22 protein-coding genes, 1 tRNA gene and 3 pseudogenes are annotated in these 22,735 nt (G+C 66.4%); 14 read left to right on the top strand and 12 right to left on the bottom strand.

Going from position 1 to position 22,735, the window contains the following annotated elements; translation table 11 throughout:
- The first annotated feature begins 285 nt into the window (after positions 1-285).
- The 3 genes and pseudogenes from ACWDAS_RS09165 to ACWDAS_RS09155 all read left to right on the top strand — a co-directional run bounded on the left by ACWDAS_RS09165 (position 286) and on the right by ACWDAS_RS09155 (position 3,137).
- Positions 286-513 (top strand): ferredoxin, encoded by a 228-nt coding sequence (locus ACWDAS_RS09165; protein WP_450388232.1) that lies wholly within the window; start codon positions 286-288, stop codon positions 511-513.
- A pseudogene (locus tag ACWDAS_RS09160) lies at positions 510-1,880 on the top strand (NAD(P)/FAD-dependent oxidoreductase); the annotation flags it as partial. The gene ACWDAS_RS09165 and the pseudogene ACWDAS_RS09160, both read left to right, overlap by 4 nt.
- Before the next feature lie 243 nt (positions 1,881-2,123).
- Positions 2,124-3,137, top strand: coding sequence for a cytochrome P450 (locus tag ACWDAS_RS09155; protein WP_450388231.1), 1,014 nt, complete (start codon positions 2,124-2,126; stop codon positions 3,135-3,137).
- A 383-nt stretch (positions 3,138-3,520) separates the two neighbouring features.
- On the opposite strand, the gene msrB is transcribed toward ACWDAS_RS09155, so the two are convergent.
- The 3 genes and pseudogenes from msrB to ACWDAS_RS09140 all read right to left on the bottom strand — a co-directional run.
- Complete coding sequence (msrB, locus tag ACWDAS_RS09150; protein WP_450388208.1) at positions 3,521-3,934, bottom strand: peptide-methionine (R)-S-oxide reductase MsrB; 414 nt, start codon at positions 3,932-3,934, stop codon at positions 3,521-3,523.
- 349 nt (positions 3,935-4,283) lie between these two features.
- The gene (locus ACWDAS_RS09145; RefSeq protein WP_450388207.1) at positions 4,284-4,697 is read right to left on the bottom strand and encodes a hypothetical protein; all 414 of its coding nucleotides are present in this window, start codon (positions 4,695-4,697) and stop codon (positions 4,284-4,286) included.
- A gap of 269 nt (positions 4,698-4,966) precedes the next feature.
- A pseudogene (locus tag ACWDAS_RS09140) lies at positions 4,967-5,188 on the bottom strand (GNAT family N-acetyltransferase); the annotation flags it as partial.
- Between the two features lie 767 nt (positions 5,189-5,955).
- On the opposite strand from ACWDAS_RS09140, the gene ACWDAS_RS09135 reads away from it, so the two are divergent.
- Complete coding sequence (locus ACWDAS_RS09135) at positions 5,956-6,675, top strand: DinB family protein (protein ID WP_450388206.1); 720 nt, start codon at positions 5,956-5,958, stop codon at positions 6,673-6,675.
- Between the two features lie 96 nt (positions 6,676-6,771).
- On the opposite strand, the gene ACWDAS_RS09130 is transcribed toward ACWDAS_RS09135, so the two are convergent.
- Both ACWDAS_RS09130 and ACWDAS_RS09125 read right to left on the bottom strand, forming a co-directional pair.
- Complete coding sequence (locus ACWDAS_RS09130; protein ID WP_450388205.1) at positions 6,772-7,005, bottom strand: e9imm peptide; 234 nt, start codon at positions 7,003-7,005, stop codon at positions 6,772-6,774.
- Positions 7,002-7,421 (bottom strand): NUDIX hydrolase, encoded by a 420-nt coding sequence (locus ACWDAS_RS09125; protein WP_450388230.1) that lies wholly within the window; start codon positions 7,419-7,421, stop codon positions 7,002-7,004. Before ACWDAS_RS09125 ends, ACWDAS_RS09130 begins: the two co-directional genes overlap by 4 nt.
- A gap of 17 nt (positions 7,422-7,438) precedes the next feature.
- On the opposite strand from ACWDAS_RS09125, the gene ACWDAS_RS09120 reads away from it, so the two are divergent.
- Together ACWDAS_RS09120 and ACWDAS_RS09115 are read left to right on the top strand one after the other, a co-directional pair.
- Complete coding sequence (locus tag ACWDAS_RS09120) at positions 7,439-7,720, top strand: tetratricopeptide repeat protein (protein WP_450388204.1); 282 nt, start codon at positions 7,439-7,441, stop codon at positions 7,718-7,720.
- Positions 7,721-8,175: 455 nt separating this feature from the next.
- A complete protein-coding gene (locus ACWDAS_RS09115) occupies positions 8,176-8,484 on the top strand; it encodes a hypothetical protein (RefSeq protein ID WP_450388203.1) in 309 nt (102 codons plus the stop codon).
- Positions 8,485-8,566: 82 nt separating this feature from the next.
- Here ACWDAS_RS09115 and ACWDAS_RS09110 read toward each other — a convergent pair whose 3' ends face one another.
- The gene (locus ACWDAS_RS09110; protein ID WP_450388202.1) at positions 8,567-9,256 is read right to left on the bottom strand and encodes an HAD family hydrolase; all 690 of its coding nucleotides are present in this window, start codon (positions 9,254-9,256) and stop codon (positions 8,567-8,569) included.
- A 234-nt stretch (positions 9,257-9,490) separates the two neighbouring features.
- Between ACWDAS_RS09110 and ACWDAS_RS09105 the strand changes: the two genes are divergently transcribed.
- Positions 9,491-9,943 (top strand): hypothetical protein, encoded by a 453-nt coding sequence (locus ACWDAS_RS09105; protein ID WP_450388201.1) that lies wholly within the window; start codon positions 9,491-9,493, stop codon positions 9,941-9,943.
- Between the two features lie 501 nt (positions 9,944-10,444).
- Here the strand turns inward: ACWDAS_RS09105 and ACWDAS_RS09100 are convergent.
- Complete coding sequence (locus ACWDAS_RS09100; protein WP_450388229.1) at positions 10,445-10,564, bottom strand: DUF7660 family protein; 120 nt, start codon at positions 10,562-10,564, stop codon at positions 10,445-10,447.
- A gap of 155 nt (positions 10,565-10,719) precedes the next feature.
- Here ACWDAS_RS09100 and ACWDAS_RS09095 point away from each other — a divergent pair, with 155 nt between their 5' ends.
- Entirely contained in the window at positions 10,720-11,787 is a 1,068-nt protein-coding gene (locus tag ACWDAS_RS09095) for an IS701 family transposase (protein WP_450388200.1), read from the top strand.
- 269 nt (positions 11,788-12,056) lie between these two features.
- Here ACWDAS_RS09095 and ACWDAS_RS09090 read toward each other — a convergent pair whose 3' ends face one another.
- The 3 genes from ACWDAS_RS09090 to ACWDAS_RS09080 all read right to left on the bottom strand — a co-directional run bounded on the left by ACWDAS_RS09090 (position 12,057) and on the right by ACWDAS_RS09080 (position 13,334).
- Positions 12,057-12,575, bottom strand: coding sequence for a hypothetical protein (locus tag ACWDAS_RS09090; protein ID WP_450388199.1), 519 nt, complete (start codon positions 12,573-12,575; stop codon positions 12,057-12,059).
- Positions 12,576-12,682: 107 nt separating this feature from the next.
- The gene (locus ACWDAS_RS09085) at positions 12,683-12,826 is read right to left on the bottom strand and encodes a DUF7660 family protein (protein WP_450388198.1); all 144 of its coding nucleotides are present in this window, start codon (positions 12,824-12,826) and stop codon (positions 12,683-12,685) included.
- A 73-nt stretch (positions 12,827-12,899) separates the two neighbouring features.
- On the bottom strand, positions 12,900-13,334 hold the full coding sequence (locus ACWDAS_RS09080) for a hypothetical protein (RefSeq protein WP_450388197.1): 435 nt from the start codon (positions 13,332-13,334) through the stop codon (positions 12,900-12,902).
- Positions 13,335-14,543: 1,209 nt separating this feature from the next.
- Here ACWDAS_RS09080 and ACWDAS_RS09075 point away from each other — a divergent pair.
- The 5 genes and pseudogenes from ACWDAS_RS09075 to ACWDAS_RS09055 all read left to right on the top strand — a co-directional run bounded on the left by ACWDAS_RS09075 (position 14,544) and on the right by ACWDAS_RS09055 (position 19,511).
- Entirely contained in the window at positions 14,544-16,334 is a 1,791-nt protein-coding gene (locus ACWDAS_RS09075) for a virginiamycin B lyase family protein (RefSeq protein WP_450388196.1), read from the top strand.
- Positions 16,335-16,378: 44 nt separating this feature from the next.
- Positions 16,379-16,549 (top strand): annotated as a pseudogene (locus ACWDAS_RS09070) (site-specific integrase); the annotation flags it as partial.
- A 278-nt stretch (positions 16,550-16,827) separates the two neighbouring features.
- Positions 16,828-17,313: a hypothetical protein gene (locus tag ACWDAS_RS09065; RefSeq protein WP_450388195.1), complete on the top strand. Its 486-nt coding sequence runs from the start codon at positions 16,828-16,830 to the stop codon at positions 17,311-17,313.
- A gap of 362 nt (positions 17,314-17,675) precedes the next feature.
- On the top strand, positions 17,676-18,644 hold the full coding sequence (locus tag ACWDAS_RS09060) for a tetratricopeptide repeat protein (RefSeq protein WP_450388228.1): 969 nt from the start codon (positions 17,676-17,678) through the stop codon (positions 18,642-18,644).
- A 555-nt stretch (positions 18,645-19,199) separates the two neighbouring features.
- Positions 19,200-19,511, top strand: a complete 312-nt coding sequence (locus tag ACWDAS_RS09055; protein ID WP_450388194.1) for a hypothetical protein — start codon at positions 19,200-19,202, stop codon at positions 19,509-19,511.
- Positions 19,512-19,716: 205 nt separating this feature from the next.
- Here the strand turns inward: ACWDAS_RS09055 and ACWDAS_RS09050 are convergent.
- A tRNA-OTHER gene (locus tag ACWDAS_RS09050) sits at positions 19,717-19,786 on the bottom strand.
- A 276-nt stretch (positions 19,787-20,062) separates the two neighbouring features.
- Between ACWDAS_RS09050 and ACWDAS_RS09045 the strand changes: the two genes are divergently transcribed.
- Complete coding sequence (locus tag ACWDAS_RS09045; RefSeq protein WP_450388192.1) at positions 20,063-20,422, top strand: hypothetical protein; 360 nt, start codon at positions 20,063-20,065, stop codon at positions 20,420-20,422.
- A gap of 1,944 nt (positions 20,423-22,366) precedes the next feature.
- Here ACWDAS_RS09045 and ACWDAS_RS09040 read toward each other — a convergent pair.
- Positions 22,367-22,705: an NUDIX hydrolase gene (locus tag ACWDAS_RS09040; protein WP_450388227.1), complete on the bottom strand. Its 339-nt coding sequence runs from the start codon at positions 22,703-22,705 to the stop codon at positions 22,367-22,369.
- Between the last annotated feature and the right edge of the window lie 30 nt (positions 22,706-22,735).

Raw genomic sequence — 22,735 nt, 5'->3', positions numbered from 1 at the left:
GCCCTGACCCCGACCGCGGGTGGCTCCGGCACCAGCCGGCAGGCCCCCTTCCCGGAGTGCGGGTGATGCGCGTGCGAGCTAGGTTTTACGGTATAATATGAATTTTTCTGGGATTTTCAGGTGCCGATCGCCTTAGCCGCGATGATCAATTCTTTCCATGGAGACCCGACGAGCGCGTCCCCCCCCCGCATTTCGCAGGAGTGGGCGGCGGCCGAATCCCGCTCGATGCACGCCGGAGTACGCCGGCGTGAGGGTCTGCGGCTCCCACTCCCTGTGGAGGTCGGGGTGAAAGTTGTCGTTGATCTTTCCCGATGTGAAGGGTATGCGCAGTGCGCGTTCCTGGCTCCGGAGGCGTTCCGGATGCGCGGTGAGGAAGCGCTCATGTACGACCCGAACCCCGATGACGCCTGGCGCGACCAGGTGCTACGCGCCGCGGCGGCCTGCCCGGTCCAGGCGATCCTGGTCGACCAGCTGGCGGCGCGGCACGCACCGGCGGAGGCGTCGCCGTCATGACCAGTGCCGACAATCTGCAGGCGTTCAAGCGCGATGGCCGCATCGTGGTCGTCGGGGCGTCACTGGCGGGACTGCGGGCCGCGGAGGCGCTGCGCGACGAGGGCTTCACCGGATCGCTGACCATGATCGGCGACGAGTTGGGCGAGCCCTACGACCGGCCTCCCCTGTCCAAGCAAGTACTCACCGGGTGGGTGCCGGCCGGGGGCACCGCTTTGCCCCGCCGTCGTGGCATCGATGCGGAGTGGCTGCTGGGCGTGCCCGCCAGCGGGCTGGACCTCGCGACGAACCACGTGCGACTCGCCGACGGACGCGAGGTTCCCTTCGACCGTGTGCTGATCTCCACCGGGGTACGGGCCCGGCCATGGCTCGTCGAGTCCGAGGGGGCCCTGGACGGGGTGTTCGTCGTACGTACACGCGAGCATGCCGAGAGCCTGCAGCGAGCCCTCGCTGCCGGGCCTTCCCGCGTTCTGGTCATCGGTGCGGGATTCACCGGCTCCGAGATCGCCTCCATCTGCCGAGAGCGGGACATCCCGGTGACCGTCGCCGAACTCGGGCCGGCCCCGCTGGTCGGGGCGCTCGGCACCATGATCGGCGAGGTTGCGGCCGACATGCAGCGCGCTCATGGTGTCGACCTGCGGTGCGGTGTCAAGGTCGCCCGGCTGGAGGGCGACGCGCAGGGACGGTTTCGCCGCGCTCACTTCGACGACGGCAGTACGGTCGACGCCGATGTGGCGGTGGTGGCACTCGGGAGCATCCGCAACACCGAGTGGCTGCGGGAGTCGGGACTGGCGGCGGGCGTGTGGGGAATCACCTGTGACACGGGTTGCCGCGCCCTCGACATCAATGGCCGCGTCACCGACGACGTCTTCGCCGCGGGAGACGTGGCACGTTGTCCGAACCCCGTCTACGAATACCGGCTCGTCTCACTGGAGCACTGGGCCAACGCCGTGGAGCAGGCAGAGGTCGCGGCACACAACATGGTCAGCGCCCAGGCGGACCGCCGGCCCCACCTGTCCATCCCGCTGTTCTGGTCGATCCAGTTCGACGTCAACATCAAGTCCGTCGGCGTGCCGACCTTCGCCGACGAGGTGGTCGTCACCCAGGGATCGCTGGACGACCACCGTTTCGTCACCGCATACGGCTATCGGGGCCGTGTCACGGCTGCCGTGAGCTTCAACAACGGCAAGTGGCTGCACCACTACCGACGGTTGATCGAGACGGCCGCATCTTTCCCGCCCCCCTGCCCCACACCGGACCGGCCGGCCGACATGAAACCGGCGCGCGTCGACTTCCCCGGCCCCGCCCTGCTCGCGCAGGGCGCCACGGTGGTCGTCACAGGCCATGACCCGGGTGAGCGCCGCGTCACGGCCGTGCGCCGGCATCGGCAGGAGGAAAGCCGGACGACCACTACCGGGACGCCCGGCACGCTGCGACGGATCTTCGACTACTCCGCCCGGGCCGACCCCTACCCGCTGTATGCCGAGTTGCGCAGGACGCCGGTGGCTCGGCAGGAGGACGGCAGCTACGTCATCAGCACCTATGGCGAGATCACGGACATACTGAATGACCCGCATCTGAGTTCCGACTTGCGCAATCTGTCGCGTCCTCCGATGCCCTCAGTCGAGGGGGAGGCCACGTCGTCGTTCATCCACATGGACGCGCCCGAGCACGATCGCCTGCGGCGTATGGCGACGCGTCACTTCGGCCCCCCGCACACCCCTGGACTGGTGACCGGACTTGAAGGCTTCCTGACCGCCACCGTCGGCAGCCTGATCGACGATTTGGCGGGCAAGGAGCGGATCGACGTCGTCGACGACTTCGCCTTCCCGTTCCCCGTAACCGTGATCTGTCACTTGCTCGGCGTGCCACGCGAGGACGAGCCGAGGTTCCACCTCTGGGTGAACGACATCATGAACTCGATCGACTACGACCCCGAGACCGACCCGAAGGAGAAACTGGACAAGGGCGTACAGGCCCGCAAGGACCTGCGCCAGTGCCTCGGCGAGCTGGTGGAACAGCGCCACGGCCGGCCGGGAGACGACCTGCTGTCACGGCTGGCCAACGACGACGGGCCCGACGGTCGGATGGCCGACGCCGAAATCGTCGCCACCGCCAAACTGCTCCTCATCGCCGGCCATGAGACCATCGTCAACCTCATCACCAACGGCATGCTGACGCTGCTGCGCCACCCGCAGGTGCTGCAGCGACTGCGCGACGAACCGGACCTCGTCGTGCCGCTGGTCGAGGAATTGCTGCGCTACGAGCCCCCCGTGCAGATCATTCCCTGGCGGACGGCGTACAGCGACATCACCGTCGCCGACACCGTCATCCCCAAGGGTTCGCAGATCATGCTCATGTTGGCCTCAGGCAGCCGCGATCCGAAGCGCTTCCACGATCCCGACCGCTTCGACCCGGATCGACGAGACAATCAGCACCTAGGGTTCGGCAGCGGCATCCACCTGTGCTTCGGCGGCCCGCTGGCCCGGCGGGAAACCCAGATCGCGCTGACCGAGCTGGTACGCCGGCTCGACCGCCCCAGGCTGGTCGCCGACCCGCCGCCGTACCGGCCCAGCCCTGTCCTTCGGGGTCCGATCCATCTGGACATCGACCAGGGTGACGGTTGACGCTTGACGCGGCAGCCGAGGGCGGCCCGCTCGAATGAGCGAGGTCGACGCATCCTGCGTGGCGTGCACCCCGCCAACAGAGTGACCCGCAGCATTCCGGATGCTGGCTAGAAATGTAGAGCACTGGATTACAGCGTTACTGCTGGGTCCTGCACTAATATCCAGCCAAACGTGGGATAGTTGGCCAGGTGGAGTATCCGCTCTGGCCGGTCCTGCCGTAAAGGTCAAAGCTGCTGCGGCCATAAAGAGAGCCGCAATTGGAGCGAACAATCTGTTGATTTTGCCGCGACCCAGCGCCGGGAATGGCGATTGGGTTAGCATGTTATTCCCTGTCGTCAGATGCAAGCAGGCTGGGCTGGGCAGGGGAGGCGCGTTGATTCAGGTCATTCGGAATCGGCAGGCTTCAGCCGCAGAGCGAGGCTGTTGATGCAGAAGCGCTTGTCTGTGGGCGTGGCGAATCCCTCACCCTCGAACAATTCTCCAAGATATGATCCGCAACGAGCGCACCGAACCACGGGGGGGTTCAGGCCGAACAGTGACCGGTGCCGCTGTATCTCGACGGAGTCGAGGTCCTTGGGGTCGTAGAACGAAGGCCAGCCGCAGCGAGAGTCGAATTTCTCCTCAGAAGTGAAAAGCTCGGCACCGCAGGCCCGGCAAGAGTAGACGCCCTTTTCCTTCGTGTCGGTGTACTCACCCGTGAACGGCGCTTCGTCCGAAGCGCCACGCAGCACCCTGTACTCGGCTGGAGTGAGCTCTGCGCGCCACTCGGCTTTTGACTTTTCGACATCGTACGCCATAACGTCATCCTTTAAAGGTGAAATGCCATTTCGGGCCGTTGAACCCTTGTCGCCGTCGACGAGTCCAAAATCAGGCAGAACATGCCAGATCGCAGGACTTCAAGGTGCGAAACTCCGCGTGCCCGACCGGGTGCTTCCTGTCGGGGGGACATGGCCAGATCCCACGGACATCCACTCCATGTGCGTACGGAAACTGCGCCCTCACCAGGTGCGTGATCAGTGACTGCAGATCATCGCAGGTCGGGGCACCGTCTCTGTTTCCGGGGGCGCTCAGCCATCAAGGCTCGGGCCGCCGTGAAAGACCGAAGCCTGGCCGGGACGGACCCGGCCTGCGCCTGGGATCGTTTCTTCAGGACTCGTCGGAGAGGAAGTGCTCGGCGAGGGGGGTGCCGGCGAACTTCTCGTGCATCATGCGGGAGAAGAGCAGTAGCGAGTTGCGCGGCCGGTGGAGCACCGCGAGGTTCTGGGCCTGTCCCGCGGCGTTGCGGGTGACCGTGACGACAACCTTCAGGGGCTGGCCCTGGATCGAAGACTCGTAGATCTCCAGGAAGCCGTCGTCGCCGAAGTCGTCGGCGTAGCTGAAGTCCTGGAACTCGTACAACTCGCGAGCCTTGACCACGATGGTGCGCACCGCTTCCGGCCCATGCGCCGTGCCGTTCATCGCCCCACCTTCGAGGGTGACGTCGTCGGCCAGGTTGTCCAGCCACCACGGGTAGTAGGTCAGGCCCTGCTTGTCGGCGTCGTCGCGCCCCTGGTTCGCCATGTCATGTCTCCTTCGATGGTCCGGCCGCGGGCGGCCGGATCGCGGGTGGGTCTGATCGGCCGCGAACGCTGCCTGCCCATAGATAAGAGCATATGCTCCTATTTTGAAGGGGGCAAGTGAACGTTCGACGGGCGTCGACGACGGGATGGACCTGTGCTGGGCTCGGCCCTTGTCGAGGGATGCCGCCAGGCAGCATGGGCGATGGATGCGGATCGGACGCCGCCTCGTGAAGTGAAGGTCACCGCCTTGACTGAACTTGCCGCCGACGCTCAACTGGACGGCGTGACCCGGGGGCCACACGCTCCGAACCACTGCTCGGCGCCCCGCTCCTCGGACCGTTGCACCTCGGTGAACCCCAGCTTCGCGGCGAGGCGCATCGAACGGTCGTTGGCAGTCTGGGTGCAGAGCACCACCGGCCCGCCGGGAAGCGTGTCGGCGAACCAGCCGAGCGCCGCCGCGCACGCCTCGGTGGCATACCCGCATCCCCACGCTTACGGCAGGCCGTTGACCTGCAGGCGGATGCGGGGCCGGTTGCGCTCCGGGTAGGCCTCGGTGACGGCGACCGGCTCGGCGCCGGCCCCGGGGCGTCGGGGCGGCACCTCCTCAGCACCACGTCAATCGCTCACGTGTTCGACTGTAGCTGTGGGGCCGCCCACCCGAAGAGCGGAGGCGTGCCGATCACCCGAACGAGGCCTGCCCGAAGGTCTCCGGCATGGCTGCTCCTCCCGACACGCGGAGCATGGCATGCCCTCCTCCGTGTTGGCGCTGGTCACAGCCTTGCAGGCATGCGCGGCTCTCTAATGGAAGGGCTCATGCGGCCCGTCATCCGATCAGCCGTTCGCGATCCCGGCGACCCGCAGGGCCCTCGGTCTGCGGGGGAACTCTGTGGTTCCCGAAGCGGTGAGAGGTGATCCCTGCGGGCGGCCTGGTCCACGATGCTAACGACTCCGATGCCCCGTCCCCGGCGGATGCCGGGGACGACCACCACACAGGGCCGGCTCTGTCTTCAGAGGTCAGTGCCTCAGGAGCGAATACGGCTCACCACGTGCCGGTCATCCCCAACATCTTACGTCCCCATTAGGAGCGGCGGTCCGAGGCGCCGGGCCGCGCGCCGCCGCGCTCTGCGCGGCGGGAGCGTCTTGATGAAGTAGAGAAAGTCTTACCGCGCAGCGATCGCTTCATGATCGTCTGAGGCCTGTCCCGTAAGTCGCGACCCGGGGATGCTGGCTTGTCGGTGCTCGGACCTAGTATGCGGAGCATGACGCGGTATGTTGACGAGGATCTGCACGGTGCGGAGTTCCGCGAGTGCGATCTGACCGGGGCACGCCTGATCGGCGTCGTCATGCAGGATGCCGTGATAGACGGGCTCATCACCAACCTCGTGGTGAATGGTGTCGAGGTCACCGAGTACGTCGAGGCAGAGCTCGACCGGCGTCATCCGGTGCGGGTGCTGATCCGATCCGAGGACCCTGCCGATCTGCGCGAGGCATCGCGTCAGCTCCATGCCGGCTGGGCCGCCACGATCGAGCGAATCCGCCGTACGCCCGGCATCGAGCGCCGCAGCGTGAACGACGAGTGGTCGGCGGTGCAGACGATGCGCCACCTGGTCTTCGTCCACGACTCGTGGTTCCGCCGCTGCTGCCTGGGCTCGACGGAGCTGTTCACGCCGATGGGCATCGGGACGACCGTCGAGCCCTACTGTGGAGCGCACGGGCTTGACCTCTCGCTCGATCCGGTCCTCGACGAGATCGTGAGCGTGCGTGACGCACAGGCCGCCGAGCTCGAGGCCTGGCTCGACGAGGTCACCGCTGTGCAGCTCGCAGCGCGAGCGCCGGTGCCCGACGACGATGTCTGGCCGCCGTACGCCCGGGGCCGCTTGGTGCGGCAGTGCCTCGGCGCGGTGCTCAACGAGACCTTCGAGCACCACGGCTTCTGCGTCCGCGACCTCGACCTGATCGAGGCACAGGACGCTGAGTAGGGCCGGCTACGGACTCGAGCCAGCCGTGGGGTCTGCCATGGTCGGCGGTCGTCAAGCATTACCCGGCGCAAGCCTCAACCGGAGCTCCGACAGGCCTCAGAGAGCGAGGGGCCTGTACGCCATGGCTCGGTAGACGACCTGCTCCGTGGTCAGCGCAGGGTCGAAGTCCCAGAAGATGTAGTCCGAGATGTGCGGGCACCGCAGTCCACGCTCCAAGGCGGCCAGGAGCTCAGAGGCTTGCGCCTCATCGGCTGTGTCGCCGGTCAGGAGGCGTTGGACGAGGGGTATTGCCTCGTCGCGGCTCATCCTCTGGCTGCGTTCGGTGTTCATTGGACGGTGGTGAGGCGCTTGCCGTCGTGGCTGCGGACGTGCGGGCCGGCACTGTCCAGGGCGTCCAGGAGACGGATCGCGTAGACCTCGGAGATGCGTTCTGCGATCTCTTCGGGTGTGAGCCAGTCGACGGCTGTGGACTCGTCGGAGGTGCGTTCGGTGCCGCCGGAGGGTTTGCATCGGAAGATCAGGGCGACGATGCCGCGGGTGGTGTTCTTGTAAACCCCGGTGAGCTGGTCCACTTCAACGTGGATGCCGGTTTCTTCCCAGACTTCGCGCTTGATGCCGTCCTCGGGTGCCTCGTTCAGTTCCAGGACGCCGCCGGGGAGTTCCCAAGTGCCGTTGTCGGCGCGGCGGATCGCCAGGAGTCCGCCGTCCTCGCGCACTACGGCTCCAGCCACAGATACCGAGTGCAGTGGTGCAGTTGACGTCGATGGCTGCGAGTTGGGCCACCACAAGGGCCAAGCCGTGGCATGGAGCAACCTCGGCAACACCCTCCGAGAGAGAGCTGCGCCGTTACGACGAGTCCCTCGACGCCCATCAGCGCGCCGTCGACGTCTTCGGCGGTCTCGGCGACATCCACGGCCAAGCCACGGCGTGGAACAACCTCGGTATGGCGCTGCGGGGCCATGGCGAGCTCGGCTCGGCGGAAGAGGCAGGGAAACGGTCGGTAGTGCTGTTTCGAGCAGATAGGGGACGGCTTCCAGCGAGGTAAGGCACTCATCGAGTTGGCGCGGACGTAGTGGCAGGCGGAGCGCGCGGATGGTGAGGTCCAGGCAGTGCGGCAGGCAGCCGCGGAGTCGCTGCGCGCGGTCGGTGCCGACGAATAAGCGCAGCGCGCGCTAAGAGGGATCGAGGATTAGCACTCCAGCCGCCATCTGGCGAACCAGAAATACTCCCTATGGACAAAGACCAGGACAATGACGTCTGAGGACCATGCGCGTCCACGTCTTCCTCCCGCGTGAGCATCCGGGCCCCCGAACAGGCCGAACCTTGAGCACACGCAGGCTGTCCACCACGGGATGGCTCCAGCCCGACACACCGAACAAGATCGCCCGAAAGGTGGGGAAGCAACCCGAGCAGGTTTGCCCCACAAGCAGATCACGCCCGGGGAGATTCAAATATCCCCATCAACGCCCGGGATGCCAAGTCGGCTCCCTAGAGCAGAACATGACGCGAGCTTGGAGCCTTCCGACCGACCCGGTCCTGCCCGGGGAGACCGTCGTCGACGGCCTGCACCGCATCCTCGCGAGGGGCTTTGGCTACTTGGACGCCGAGATCACCGGCTTCCTCGGCACCATCGACACCGACGACTCGGCCACCCGCACCTTCGTCTTCGCGATCAGCACCGGCCAACCCGACGGCATCTGCCGCGACGGCCAGATCCCGCACCGCTGGATCGACAACGTCACCATCAGCGACCTCGTCCCCGGGATCAACCCGGTCCTCCGCACCTACTACGCGACCGACCACGACTGACCCTCACCGATCGCCAGGGCCCGACGACCTTCGGTCGCCGGGCCCTCAACATCGCGCCGAAAGTCGCGTCGGTCTGGCCACTTCAAAGGAGTTGGAGCACATCGGCCAGTGCGCCGGGACGCCGGTCCACGGGCAAGGGATCGACCAGGTGGACCTGGCACCCCAGCTCGGCAGCGCCGACGTCCGCAACTGGCTCGTCTCCCACCATGAGTGCTTCGCCGGGCGCCACTCCGAGCTTGTCGCACGCCATCTGGAAGATCCGGGGATCGGGCTTCTTCACCCCGCACTCGAAGGAGAGGAAGTAGGCGTCTACGAGGTCAGCGACACCGTGGTCGCGGAAGACGGGGCGCATGTCCCAGCCGATGTTGCTGACGACAGCGACCGGGATGCCTCGCCCGCGCAGGGCGCGGAGGGTTTCCTCGGTGTCGGGATACGGCTGCCATGCCCCGGGCACTTGGGAACGTTCATACAGGGCCTCGGCCAGGTCAGCCGCAGGCAGCTTCGCTTCCCGGGTGAGGGCTGTGAAGGCAGCCCGGTGTCGTTCCGCGGTCAGATCGCGCTCCCGCCACAGTGCCTCCAGATGGGGCGGCACTGTGCGCGGAGGAACCCCACCGGGCTGAGCCCCGAACTCTTCCAGCCGGCTGACGCACGCGTCGAGTTCACCCTTGGGCACGTCCAGACCGGCCTTCGTTGCCACCGCGCGCAGCCACTGCGCGGCCGATTCAATCCGGAAGAGGGTCCCGGAGAAGTCGAACATCACACCCTTGATCATGCAGCCGATGCTGGCGGCGCCGACGAGCCGGCCGCAAGACCAAGACGATCAGGATCTGCAACCCGAGCGATCCGCCACGTCCTCAGATCCTTGATGTCCGAATCAGCTGAGGAAAAAGATCTACGCTGGTCGATTTCAAGAATCGCCATCAGCGTGGCCTTTGGAGTCCGCTGGTGGAGGGGCGCCGGAGGCGTGCATGTCCGCTCTGGCTCCGGCCCCTGGCAGGATGGCGACATGGAGATCGTCCCCGGACGCGGTGTCGACCTCGTCAAGATCGGCGACCACCGCTCGCTAGTCGAGGAGCACATCGGGCTGCCCCATCACGGCCCTGGCGGCGAGCGCGCGGTCTACAACACCTCGCCGATGTTGGTGATCAACTATGCGGCGGACGACACAGTCGAACTCGTTGAGATCAGTTACAGCGGCGCGGGAGGGGATGCCGAAGCCGAGTTTGACGGAATCCAGCTGACCTACCGATTTCTCGATGATGTCGTCTCCGAACTCCATGCCCGGGGGTACACCAGCACCCCCTCCGACATCGGTCACGATTTCCATGCTGGCTTCGCAGTGTGGTCCATGCATTCGCTGTGGGCAGGCGACCTCGATCCAGCAGCCAGCGAGGACGATGAACGCGCCGTTGCGGAGGGCGTGTCTGTGGCGCCGCACGCCTACTTCTGCGGGGGATGAGACGTAGACCTGAGAGATGCGAATGCCGCTGAGGCCGGCGGAAGCACAACCGTGCAGCGCTGCGTAGTCCGGTCGCAGCACCAGTTTGGAAGACGCCGTATGCGGGTGACTGCTGACCTGGCGACTCCCTGACCTGGTTCGGAGCGAGGTTGGCGCCGCCGTTCCCCGCGAGTCACCGCTGCGTCCCCTCCGAACGGGCACGCAGCGGGCACGATGAACCCCTCGATGCGAACTATGGGCACGACGGTCGCTGAGGCCTGCTGGGCACGCCGGCCGGTTGCCGGGGGTCGGTGGCGGTCATTCGTAGACGCGGAGGTTGCTGTACTCCGCTGCTGTACGGCCCGTCGCGCCACCGCTTTAGGAGCGAGGTGGGGGCGATCTCGGGCGTGACCTGTGGGTTTCCTGCCTTGGGCGGAGTCCGGCGGGACGTACTCCTGTGCACCCCGATTCCCCGTGAGTCCCCCTCCGTTCTGGCACGGATGTGGCACGACCGCTCTCAGCTCACTCGTAGACCGTGGCAGCAATCAGCGCCCGCGCCAAGAAGGTCCAGTCACCTTGGGCTGGCAGCTCTTGGCGGAAGTTGCGGTACCAACCGGGAGACCCCTCGACCCACGCCGCCAGTGCCTCTAGTACTCCAGCCGTAGATCGTGATCTTGCTGGTCGGGGCCGGTGCGGAGACGGCTGCGGCCACCGTTGATCATCGTGAGTTGTGTCGACAAACGAAGATCAGGCGGTGGCCGCAGATCACAGCTGTAGTTCCTGCCCGGTGGCGGTCGATGTTCGACCAGCTGACGGGCCGTATCGCGGGCCGGTTCACGCGCGTTGAACGACGCCGCCGCGCAACGGCGCTGGTCCTTGGCCTGCTGTCCGACCTGCCGAAGAAGAACTGCTGGACCTTGGCCGAGCACGCGGGCGATGCCACCCCGGACGGCATGCAGCACCTGCTGCATCGGGCGAAGTGGGATGCGGACGCGGTTCGCGACGACGTGCGCGCCTACGTGGTCGAGCACTTGGCCGACGACGAGGCCGTGCTGGTGGTCGACGAGACCGGCGACCTGAAGAAGGGCGCCGCCACGGTCGGCGTCCAGCGTCAGTACACCGGTACTGCCGGGCGGATCGAGAACTCTCAGGTCGCCGTCTACCTCGTCTACTCTGCCGCCGGCGGGCACGCCGCGATCGACCGCGCCCTGTACGTGCCGCGCTCGTGGACCGACGACCCCGGCCGCTGCCGGGCCGCCGGCATCCCCGACAGCCTCGCCTTCGCAACCAAGCCGGTCCTGGCGGCCCGGATGATCGGCCGGGCGCTGGACGCGGGAACGCCCGCCCGCTGGGTCGCGGGCGACGAGGTCTACGGCGACAACCCGCACCTGCGGGCCGCACTCGAACACCGCCGGATGGGCTACGTCCTGGCAGTCTCCAGGCACCCTCCAAGTCTCCACCGCCGCAGGGACGTTCCCGGCCAAGGCCATCGTGGCGAAGATCCCAAAGCGGGCCTGGCAGCGGCGCTCGACAGGAGCGGGCGCCAAGGGCGAGCGGTACTACGACTGGGCCCAGGCCGACATCCATGGCCCCGCCGACCGACCCGGGCACTGGTGGCTGCTGATCCGCCGCAACCAGCGAAGCGGCGAACTTGCCTTCTTCCGCTGCTTCTCACCCTGTTCTGTCCCGCTGACCGACCTGATCCGGGTGGCCGGACGGCGCTGGACGGTCGAGGAGACGTTCCAGGCCGGCAAGGGCTTGGCAGGGCTGGACGAGCACCAGGTCCGCCGCTGGACCTCCTGGCACCGCTGGGTCACCCTCGCGATGCTCGCCCACGCCTTCCTCGCCGTTACCGCGGCCGCTGAACGCCGCGACCACTCCCTCTCCGACGACCTGATCCCCTTGACCTGCAACGAGCTCCAGCGTCTGTTCACCACCATGACCAGCCCGGCCCACGACCTCGTGCACCGACTCCGGTGGTCGCACTGGCGCCGCCGCCACCAGGCCCGCGCACGCAAGTCTCACTACCAACGGCAAGCGGCCACCCAGCTGTGACTGAACGCTGTAGTTGGCCCGTCTGGCCATGTAGGGGCTCAGTCGTAGCTTGCCATGCAGACCGAGCCCGGCCCAGAAGCTAGCGGCCGACGGTGCTCCAATCGGCGGGGGCGGGCGGCACCGTACGGCCTGCGGCATGTTCGCGGAGGCGTCGGGTCAGTTCCGGCAGGTCGTAGGCGGGGAAGCTCACCTGGAGGAGGCGCAGGCCGAAGTGCGATGGTTGGTCCTCCTGGAACATCGCCGCGTCCATCGGCTTGATGTTCACATCCCAGGCGTCCGGGGCGGCCCAGTGAGTCATCCGCACGTAGAAGGCGTCTCGCGGGCCGGCGTTCGCCGCGGCCGAGAGGAAGGCGAGGCCGCTGTCGACCGGGAAGTCGATGAGCATCCAGCCACGGCGGGACTCCACCCACTCCGCCATGTGCGGCAGCTTCTCCGGCCAGTCCGCGTTGCTCTCTGCCAGGTCCTGGCAGCAGGTGAACGTGTCGAGGCCGCACTCCCAGATTGCCTGGATCGTGGGTGCGAGCTGTTCGTCGATTTGGGCATGGCGGCTACCCACCCGGACGAGAACGGTCCGATGCGTTCCTTCGTAAGACGTCATCGCAGGAGTATAGAAGCGGGGCACGACATCGAGGCGGGCGGAGCCCCAGGCCGCTTGGGCCGCTCCCCGGGCCAACTGGAGAGCACACCGGCCATGAAGATCACGATCTACGGCTGGAGTACTAGGAAGCGATCAAGTGTCGGGTTCTCCCACTCGTCTCCCCGCTGGATGAAGTCGTCATGTAGTTCCCGCAAGAACGTGATGAACGCCTCTCGGTCGGGAATCTGCTCGTCAGGGCGCAAGAGCGGCATGGGGGCACGCTACCGCTCGGGCGGTAGCGCGGGGGTGGAAGATCAGTTCTTCTGGTTTTGATGTGGGTTTTACCTACAGGGACATGCCGCAGTACAGGCGTCGTCGCGGCCCGGCGTCGCGGGCGAGTTCGCCGAGGCGTTCCAGGAAGTCGGCCATCAGCCCGGGGTCCTCCCCGCCACCGTCCTCCGTGTGGGTCCATGCGGTGGCGGCTTCGAGCAGGCGCTTCGGGGTGGCCGCCGCTAGGGCGTCACGGAGGGTGTCTGTGAGCGAGAAGAGCCAGGGCCCTTCGTGCTCAGGGTCGTTGAGCAGTTTGCAGAAGCGAGGGTCAGCTTCCACTTGCTCCTCGGATACTCCTGTCAGGTGGGCTTCGACGGTTCCGAGGATCAGGTAGGGGTCTGCCCCTTTGAGGCCGAGGGTGCCAAATGGGTCAGCTATGCAGTCGTCTTCGAACAGCGCGAGGGCCTGCGTGTCGTCGGTGGCCGCGTAGTAGTCGTAGATGGTTCCCATGGCTGGATTGTGGCAGCCCGGGGGAGCGTCGTTCAGTGGTGCCGTCGGATCGGATCAGGTGATGTTGAGGGTTGTCAGGGGACGGGTGGCGTCTCGGCTGGGCCTGCACAGGCCGGCGTGGAGAGGCTTTGGGCTGGAGCTGGCATGGGGCGAGAGATCGGGGCCCGTACGCTGGCCGCGAACCGGGCTGGCTCCTTGCCTGCCCGCAATAGCCCGATGTGGGCCCCGATCTTAGAGGCTCGCCCCATGGTGGCTGCGTAAAGCCTCGGAGCGCCGGCCGCCCCAGCCACCGCGGTTCTCACCTCATGCCCCTTGGCCTACCCCACCTGAGCGGCCGGCGGGTCAAGAGGCCGGACGCCGATGGTCCATCTGGCACGTAAGTGGCACGGCGGTCCTCACGCAGGGCAAAAGATCAAGGCCCAGGTATCCGGACTCACACCGGTTGACCTGGGCCTTTTGCTTGCCACGGGGCTGGTGGGCATGGACGGTTTCGAACCGCCGACATCTGCCTTGTAAGTTCGGGCCAGGTTCTGGGCGGACTGCAAGAAGGCGCCCACACGGGCGTGCTTTGGTCGGTCTTCGGCTGCCTCGTGCCCTGGTTGTCCCCGGGCGTTGATGTCATCTAGTGATGTCAGCCACGACCGAGCCGGCGCTTAGAAGATGCGGGCACACCCCCTGTAGCTCGCGCCGGCAGGCTTCCGGGACCGCTGCGGAGGGTTGGTGAGAGTTGCCGTCGCTCGACCGAATGACTCACGTGCACGCTTTCCAAGTCTGCGTATGCCAGTCACAGGTCGGTACGGGATCATTCCCCTCTGTTCACGTTGGCTCGTTCCTGCAGGTTTCGGCCGGAGGCGGGACTCGTCTGGACGGGGCTGAACGCCCTGGCCGTCACGACGCTATCTGCGCCCATGAGACGTCCACGATGACGCTGCGTGAAGCGCAACAGAAACATTCCTGAGCTCATGAGAGAAGTCCCGGGAAGCGGTCACGTTCAGAGCATTCCGGCTGGCAGAGCACCGTGGCGGCCCAAAGGATGTGCATTGACGGAAGGCGGGGCAGTCAGTACTGCTCAGCCGTCGCAACTCATCATGACGACTCCCAAGAGCCGACCAGCCTGGAGGAACAATGTCCCTCGTCCCCCCTGAGCTCATATCCGGCGGCGTCTTCGCAGACTTACGCCGTAGCGCAGGGCACCAGTGGCTCACCCGGTTGAGCGTCATCCTGGCAGCGCTTTCCCTCGCCCTCCTGCCCACCGCTGCTCCTCACGCCTCCGCAGCAACACACAAAGACCTGCTCCACAATCGCTTGAACCCCGCGGGCGGATCCGAGGTGCCCGCTGTGCAGGGGCGTGTGGCCGCGCCGTTGAGCGCGGCGTTCTCCACGGTGACGATCCCGGCGGGCACGACCCCGCTGGCGGTGGCGGTGGCGCCGAACGGCAACGTCTATGTCGGGAACGCCAATTCGGCCAACGTGACGGTGATCAGCAGCACCACGAACACCGCCCTGGCCACCGTCCCCGTCGGCTCGGACCCGGCCATGATCGCGGTGGCGGCGAACGGAAACGTCTACGTCACCAACCAAAGCTCGAGCAACGTAACAGTGATCAGCAGCGCCACGAACACCGTCCTGGCCACCGTCCCCACCGGCGGGGGCCCGTTCGCCTTGGCGGTGGCGCCCAACGGCCGCGTCTACGTCGCCAACTCGACGTCGAACAACGTGACGGTGATCGACAGCGCCACGAACACGGTCGTCGGCTCCCCGATCCCCGTCGGCGCGGTCCCGGACGCGGTGGCGGTGGCGCAGAACGGCAACGTCTACGTCGCCAACCGCAACGACGGCACCGTGACGGTGATCGACAGCGCCATGAACACCGTCCTGACCACCCTCTCCTCCGGCGGGTTCCCGGGCGCGGCGGCGGTGGCGCAGAACGGCAACGTCTACATCGCCAACCAGACCTCGAACAACGTGACGGTGATCAGCAGCGCCACGAACACCGTCCTGGCCACCGTCCCCGCCGGCTCGGTCCCGGGGGTGTTCGCGGTGGCGCCGAACGGCAACGTCTACGTCACCAACACCGTTTCGAACAACGTGACGGTGATCGACAGTGCCACGAACACCGTCCTGGCCACTGTCGGCACCGGCCGGGGCCCGTTCGGGATAGCGGTGGCACCGACCGGCAATGTCTACGTCGGCAACTCAAATTCGAACAACGTGACGGTGATCGACAGTGCCACGAACGCGGTCCTGGCCACCGTCCCCGTCGGCGCGTTCCCGTTCTCGGTGGCGGCGGCGCAGAACAGCAACGTCTACGTCACCAACGCCAATTCGGCGAACGTGACGGAGATTTCGCCATTGACGGTGACGACCTCACCCACGTCGCCGACGTGCGGGCAACCGGTGACGTTCCGCATTTCCGGGGGCACTCCGAGCGGTACAGCGGTGGTGGACTTCGGGGACGGCAGCGCCACGGTCACCGTCGCCCTGGATGCCACCGGGAGCGGGCAGACCACCCACACCTACGCCCCCGGTACGTTCACCGCGACCGTGAACGGCAACCCCACCTCCGTCACCGTGCCGAGCGGATCCGGCAAGGGGTGTTGTCGCGATTGGTCCCACCCGGGCGATGGCGCTAAGCCTTCGCGGTCACCCCGACCGCACTGCTGCGCCGACATGGGCCCGTCAAAGGCAGATGGACCTTCGCCCAGCACCGTCGCTCCGGCCGCCCATCCATCGCCCCGACCGTCAAGCGGCTCATCCTGCCCTTGGCCCGCGAAAACAGCAGCTGGGGCCACCGCCGAGCACAAGGCGAACTCGCCTGCCTCGGCTACCCGATCGCCCCATCCACAGCCTGGGAAATCCTTCATGCCGCCTGAATCGACCCTGCCCCGCAATGCTCCGGCCCGACCTGGCGCCAGTTCCTCACCGACCAGGCCCGCGGCATCATCGCCGCCGGCTTCCTGCACCTCGACACCGTCTCACTCAAGCGCCTGTACGCCCTGATCTTCATTGAGCACGGCACCCGGCGCGTCCACCTCGCCGGCATCACCGTGCTGCTGACCGCGGTCGGCGTCGCGCCCCGCGTGGTGATGGAGATCCTGGGCCGTAGCCAGATCGCGGTCACGATGAACGTGTACACGCACGTCGTACAGGACACCCAGCGTGAGGCCGTGAGCCACATGGACCGGCTGCTCCGGAGGCGTCCCGGCCGTGAGTGAGCGTGGCCGTTGATGTCGGATCCGGATGTCAAAGACCCCCAGCCATGACCGGCTGGGGGTCTTCTCACTGGTGGGCGTGGACGGTTTCGAACCGCCGACATCTGCCTTGTAAGCCTGGTGGTCAGGGTCATCGAGGGTGCGCAGGTCAGAGCGGCTTTGAAGGAACCCCAGTTCAGCGGGGCGTCTCGACTGCGGCGAACCGTCATTGACCGTGGCTGACCGTCCGATGTGGCACGGTTGTGGCACGCCTGTCGTCGGCGGCCTGCGAACATGGGGCGGTGCACACCGAGTGGGAGCTCCCCGGGTTGATGGCGTCGTTGGCTCGGGAAGAGGGAGTCTTTGGCCGCGTGTCGCCCGACGCTGAAGGTCCCGTCGAGGAGCAGATCCGAGATCTCGTTGCCGAAGCCGACCGGGGCTGGCAGCGGTACGTCGTGCCGGGGGCAGTCGGACCTGACTCGCCGACAGAGGTAGCAGAGGCGCTAATTCAGGTCGAGCCAAAGCGCGCGGTGGAGCTCATGACTTACCTCGCGGCGGACGATCTCGTGTTCCATGGCAAGCCGAGACGTGATCGCGCCCATGCTCATCAGGCTGCGGCCCGCGTGGTGGAGCTGCTGGGCTACAGGTCCACCTGGCACACGAACATCAGCGATCTCTCGGAACAGGTGCGCGCCTGGAACTCCGTAACCCGGTACACCTTCGACGGCGTCGTCGCCGGCACCGGCAACGGCGTCGTCGTGGTGCTATTGCAGGTAGGCGAAGACTGACCCTGTGGTGATCCTTGCCTTGTAAGTTCCATTCCTGCACCCAGCGATCTGCCGGAACCACGAGCAGCGGTGGCTCCCGATCCACTGGAGGTCCGCTCGATCCACCCACGTCCGACGACGTTGATGTCAGCAGTGGATGTCAGAGACCTTCTGAGCCGTAGGATCGGGCACCCCGTTGGGAAGGTGTGGCTCGCCTCCTCCCGGAGTGATCGCCAACGGTGGTGATCATCGGCCTCTGTGCGCCGTCGTTGCCGTCAGGGTTGCTGTCACTTACGGATCAGGGGCGGTTGCGCCACCGCGCAAGCAGAGGGTTTCACAGAACCTCGGGCCACGGATATTCTCCGGCGATGTCGAATCAGTCAGTGACAACAGGAGTCGCTCTCGCCGGTGTGATGGCGCACTGCGGTGGAAGCCCGGTCGGCGCCGTGGAGTTTCTGGTGGGGGCGATAGCCTCCGCGCCGGCGGCCCCGGAGCCCTACGCTGCCCTCGCCGAGTTGTGGCGGGACCGGCGCTCGGAGCTGAAGGAGGGTCTCGAAGGGGACGGATCCTTGAGCGCTGTGCTGGCGCAGGCGTACTTCCTGTTCCTCGACGGGGACATGGACAACGCGGTGATGGCCCTTGGTTCGGTCACGGGCGTGCGGCCCGACGTGCCATGGGGCGCTGCACCCTGGTTCGGAGATGCACACTTTCTCGGCGCGGTTAGTGTCGAGGCGCTGGCCGAGGCGTGTCTGCGGACGTTGGACTACGGCCACGACCTGGACACCGACGAGATGCGGGAGCGGTTCGCGCCCTGGTTCCACGCTGTCGACGTGGTGTCCGAACGCAGTCCCGTACCGGAGTCGCTGGCGGCCATGGCCCGGCTGCCCCGGGCCTGCGGTCGCTACGAGTTGTCCTTCGCTCTGTGCGACCGCGCCGATGCCGTCGATCGGGTCATGTGGACCGCAGTCGCACGAGCGGCCACATGGCGCGTGACGGGCGACTTGGACCAGGCTGCGGCGGCCTTCGAAGAGGCCCTGGCCCTGGACCCTGCCAACTGGTCCCTCTACCTGGACCTAGCCGACGTGCGTGCCGAGCAGGGCGACTTCGCCGCAGCCGCGAGCCTCGTCGAGCAAGGCCTGGAATACGAACCACACGAAGTCTCCCTGCGCGCAGCGGGCGCCGCCTATCGCACACGCCTGTCCGGCTCGTCCGACGATCTGCGGGCCCTGATCGCCCTGGCGCCGGAACTCGCGAACACCTCCTACCGGGACCTGCTGATCGACTACGCGTGCGCGGGGCCGGGGCTTCCCCCGAGTCTCGTGGCCAAGGCCCGACGCATCAGCACGAACTGAACACGCATCATGCCTGAGGAGCTGGCGTGGCCTGGTGACCGACTCCGGACGCGCGTACATCGAGCTCGGGGCCCTAAGGATCGGTTCAGCGACCCAGCTCCTCGAAGCCTTGCCCTCGCGAAAATGAAGGTAGCGGTGCCTCGGCAGGACTCGGACCTGCGGCCAAGCGCTTAGAAGATGCGGGCACGCCCCCTGCAGCTCAGGGCGGTAGGGTTGCGCCATCGCCGTAGCGGGCCATTGCCAGTTGCTGTCGTTCGCCCTCGTTGCCGTCAGCGCTGCCGTCACCCCGAGACTTCCCGACTGACGTCGCGTGCAGGTGGCACGACGGGTCGACAAGCCGGGCTCACTTGACGGTGTCCGCACGGGCGGCGGACAGACTGAGGCATCCGCTATGGGGCCTGCAGGCCTGCGGCTGACGTACCTTGTAGTGCAAGTATGTAGGGTGCGAGCATGCAGCCCGTGACAATCTCCTCTAGATCATCGTTTGGCAGTACGGCTCCGTTCTTCCGCTGGGTGGCCGCTATCCGTAGGGCCCCGGTCAGCTCGGCGAAGGACGTGGCCGACTTCCACCAGGGCATTGAACTCCGGGTACGTGCACTGTTCGTCAGGCCGGACAGCAAGGTCAAGGTGCAGTGGGGTGAGTTGCGCCTGTCGAACTCCGCGGACGCCATATGGGAAGGCAGGCTCGGCAAGGATGCGCTGACGATCCCGCTTGCCACCACCACTATCGCCCCCGCGGACAAGCACATCTCCATGGGCACTGCCGCATTCGATCTCACGCTTGCCGACGGGAACGTGCAGCGCATGAGGGTTTACACCCGAGACGCCAGTCTGATCAATGCCGTGTTCGGCAAGACTGGCGAATAGGACCGACCTGCAAACCTGGTGGCAAACCCGACACTGCCACTACTGGCGATTCGAAGTTCCCCGGTGTTCCCCGCTCGTGCCTGCACCATCGGGGAACACCGCGCGCACGTGTGCCCTCAGGACCCTGGGCTGTCGGCGCCCCGTTGTGGATCATAGACGGCAATACGTTTTGCCCCGGACCATGGTCGGTCCGGGGCCGTTGCGCTGGTGCCGCCGACAGGATTCGAACCTGTGACACCCGCTTTAGGAGTTCGATCCGGGTCCGCTGCGGCGGCTTTCGTCGATTGGTGCGACGGCCGGGCAGAGGTGCTGGAGTACGCACCCTTCCAGCGTCGTTGATGTCAGCCGCTGATGTCAGCCCCCGCACGCGGTCTTTGCAGGGGGGCGACGCTGTTGAGCGATTTGGGCTGTCCCTGGCGTGGCGGAGGATGGTGCTCATGTGCGCTCTTTTCGACCCCCCTGAGCCTCGCGGCGTCTCGCCGGGCGAGTACCCAGTGTGGGACCAGGCTCTCGCCCTTCTGAACCGGGACCTGGCGGTGACGCTTCCCCAGTTGGAACCCCTGCAGCTGCTGGCCTTTCCGTCCTACGACGCGGATGAGCCGGAGAACGTCTACGTCGCCATGGCCAACGGCGAGTGGCACGGTAACCACTTGGACCCGAACTCACAGGACAGCCTTGCCTCTGCACTGGCGAGCGTTGCCGATGCCGCGCAGGAGACTGTCATGGAGCTTCTGCGGCAGGCGTGGCCTCTGTGCCCCGAGCATGGCCTGGGCATGCATCCAAGGGAGGACACAGAAGAGCGACTGTCCTGGTGGTGCGCGGGAGAACGGTTGCGTCGCGGCCCGGCTCATATCCACGCGGCCGTGGGTGCACTCGACGCTCTGGGAGCGTCGATCCGTACACGGTCTTGAAAACCGTCGTGGCAGCGATGTCACCGTGGGTTCAAATCCCACACTCTCCGCAGTAGGCCAGCGAAGGCGCTGGACAGAAGGGGTGCCCCAAGACACGGGGGCGCCCCTTCTTCGTGCTCGTTGGCACCGTGGTTCCCCGCGGTTTCCCGTGCGATCGGGCACGACAGGGGCACGGGCTGGGACGGAGTGCATGCCCGCCGCGTAGGCTGTCGCCCGATGAGGTCGCCCGCACGGTAAAGGACGGGACCTGGGGTGCGGACAGGGTCGTCTGCCTCATCCATCTAGGGGCACGGTGGACAACCAGTTTGGAAGACTGAGGCCCCGGATCCTGTCTCACCTGGGCGGACGCTGACCTGCGGCAAAGCGACCCCGTCACCGCTGTTCCCCGTGGGTCCCCGTTCGGCACCGCCTCACCTGGCACGGCTGTGGCACGCCCGATCCCCTCGATGCGAACTATGCGCACGGAGGTCGCTGAGGTCTAGTGGTCTGGTCAAACGGGCTGTCGGGGGCATGTGCGGTTGGCGTCGGTCGGCGGGGTTGCTGTACTTCGCTGCTGTACCGCACAGGCGCCGGAGGCCTGTGACCCCTACCTGTTCTGACCCTCTACCTTCCTGATCCGGCGAAGGTGCACGGCTCCGGCAATCCAGCTTGCGAACAGCAGGCCAAAAGCGGACTCAAGCATGGCGACCCAGCGGTCCCCATCCGTGATCAACTCGGCAAGGTAAATCCCCGCGTCAAGGCTCCCCAGCGCGAAGAGGTAGACCGCAGCAACACCAAGCGATCCCCGTGTCTTGCCCGTTCTTGCTCCCACTTGGACACTCTGCATGCCGCTCATGATGACTGCGATCAGGCCGCATGGCCATATCCCTACGGCTCTCGTGACCATGGGACGATGCCATGACTCGCCCACGCGGTCGGCGGAACGACTTTGGCCGGGAGCTGCTTTGGCGCGAGTGATCATGGCCCCGTAAGCTCATGGCGAGTCGGGCGGTCTGTGGACCTGCCCGTTAAAGCACGACGTTGGGGCCATGATCTTCGAGGCTCGCGCCAAAGTGGCTGGCTAAAGTCGTGGAGCCGACCGCCCCAGCCACAGCGGGTTTCCCCCTCGTCCGCCCGCAGCACGTAGCGCGCCGCCGGGCGCGGCCAGCCGGGGCGGAGACAGGAGGCGGGCCGCGCCGTCGAGGCGGCGCGCGCCCGCGCCGTGCGCGGGCCTTGATGAAGTAGAGAAAGTCTTACCGCGCTGCAATCGCTTCATGATCGTCTAGGGCAATCGTCACGCATCACCCGACGCCAAGCCTCAACTGGGCGCTGCCGCCCTACGTCACAACGCGCGCCGCCCCGAACGGCCGCTCGCCTACCTCGGCCTCACATGATCACAAACCGGACGTCATCCAGCTTTGCCGAAGCCCTGGGTCCGACGGTTGAGGTTCATCTACTCTGTCGTCATGGCATGCAGGGTATGTGGACTCGGTGGGCACAACAGTCGCACATGTCAGGGTGAACACCCCACGTGTCCGAACTGCGGTAAGCCGACAGCCAACATGAGCGACTATTCCGAGCGACACGACAGCGATTACTGCTCTCCGTTTACCTCATCCGATTGCTGGGGTGATGCGCGGTGACAGCGCTTGTCTGTACAGGGTGTGACGCTCTCGTCGAGAACGCGACTGACTGGGACGAGGAGTCTCAGATGTGCATCGCTTGTTTTGAAGTCAGCGGCGGCCCCACGTACTGCTGCGGCGTTATGTACGACGATGGCGAAGACGCCTGTAGGAGTTGCGGCGACCCGCTTTAAGAGACCGTTGTGCTCCAATGTTGCGTCGCGGGCCTGCGATGCAACGCCCGCGACCCCCAATGGCTCCTCGCGCTCCCCGGCCTCGGATGATCACAAACCGGACGCAACGCGACTACGTCGAGGCCCTGTCCTCTGACTGGGCTCGACGTTCATTGGGCGGTGGTGAGGCGCTTGCCGTCATGGCTGCGGACATGCGGGCCGGCGCTATCTAGGGCGTCCAGGAGCCGGACCGCGAAGACCTCGGACATGCGCTCTGCGACTTCTTCGGGTGTGAGCCAGTCGACGGCTGTGGACTCGTCGGAGGTGCGTTCGGTGCCGCCGGATGGTTTGCAGCGGAAGACCAGGGCGACGATGCCGCGGGTGGTGTTCTTGTAGACACCGGTGAGCTGGTCCACCTCGACGTGGATGCCGGTCTCTTCCCAGACTTCGCGCCTGACACCGTCTTCGGGTGCCTCGTCCAACTCGAGCACGCCACCAGGGGCCTTCATCGCGGCCCACACGGTCCAGCCGGTCACGAG

Source organism: Streptomyces sp. NPDC001070, assembly GCF_053598835.1.
The sequence above is the reverse complement of the archived record's forward strand: the minus strand, read 5'-3'. Positions and strand labels throughout refer to the sequence as shown.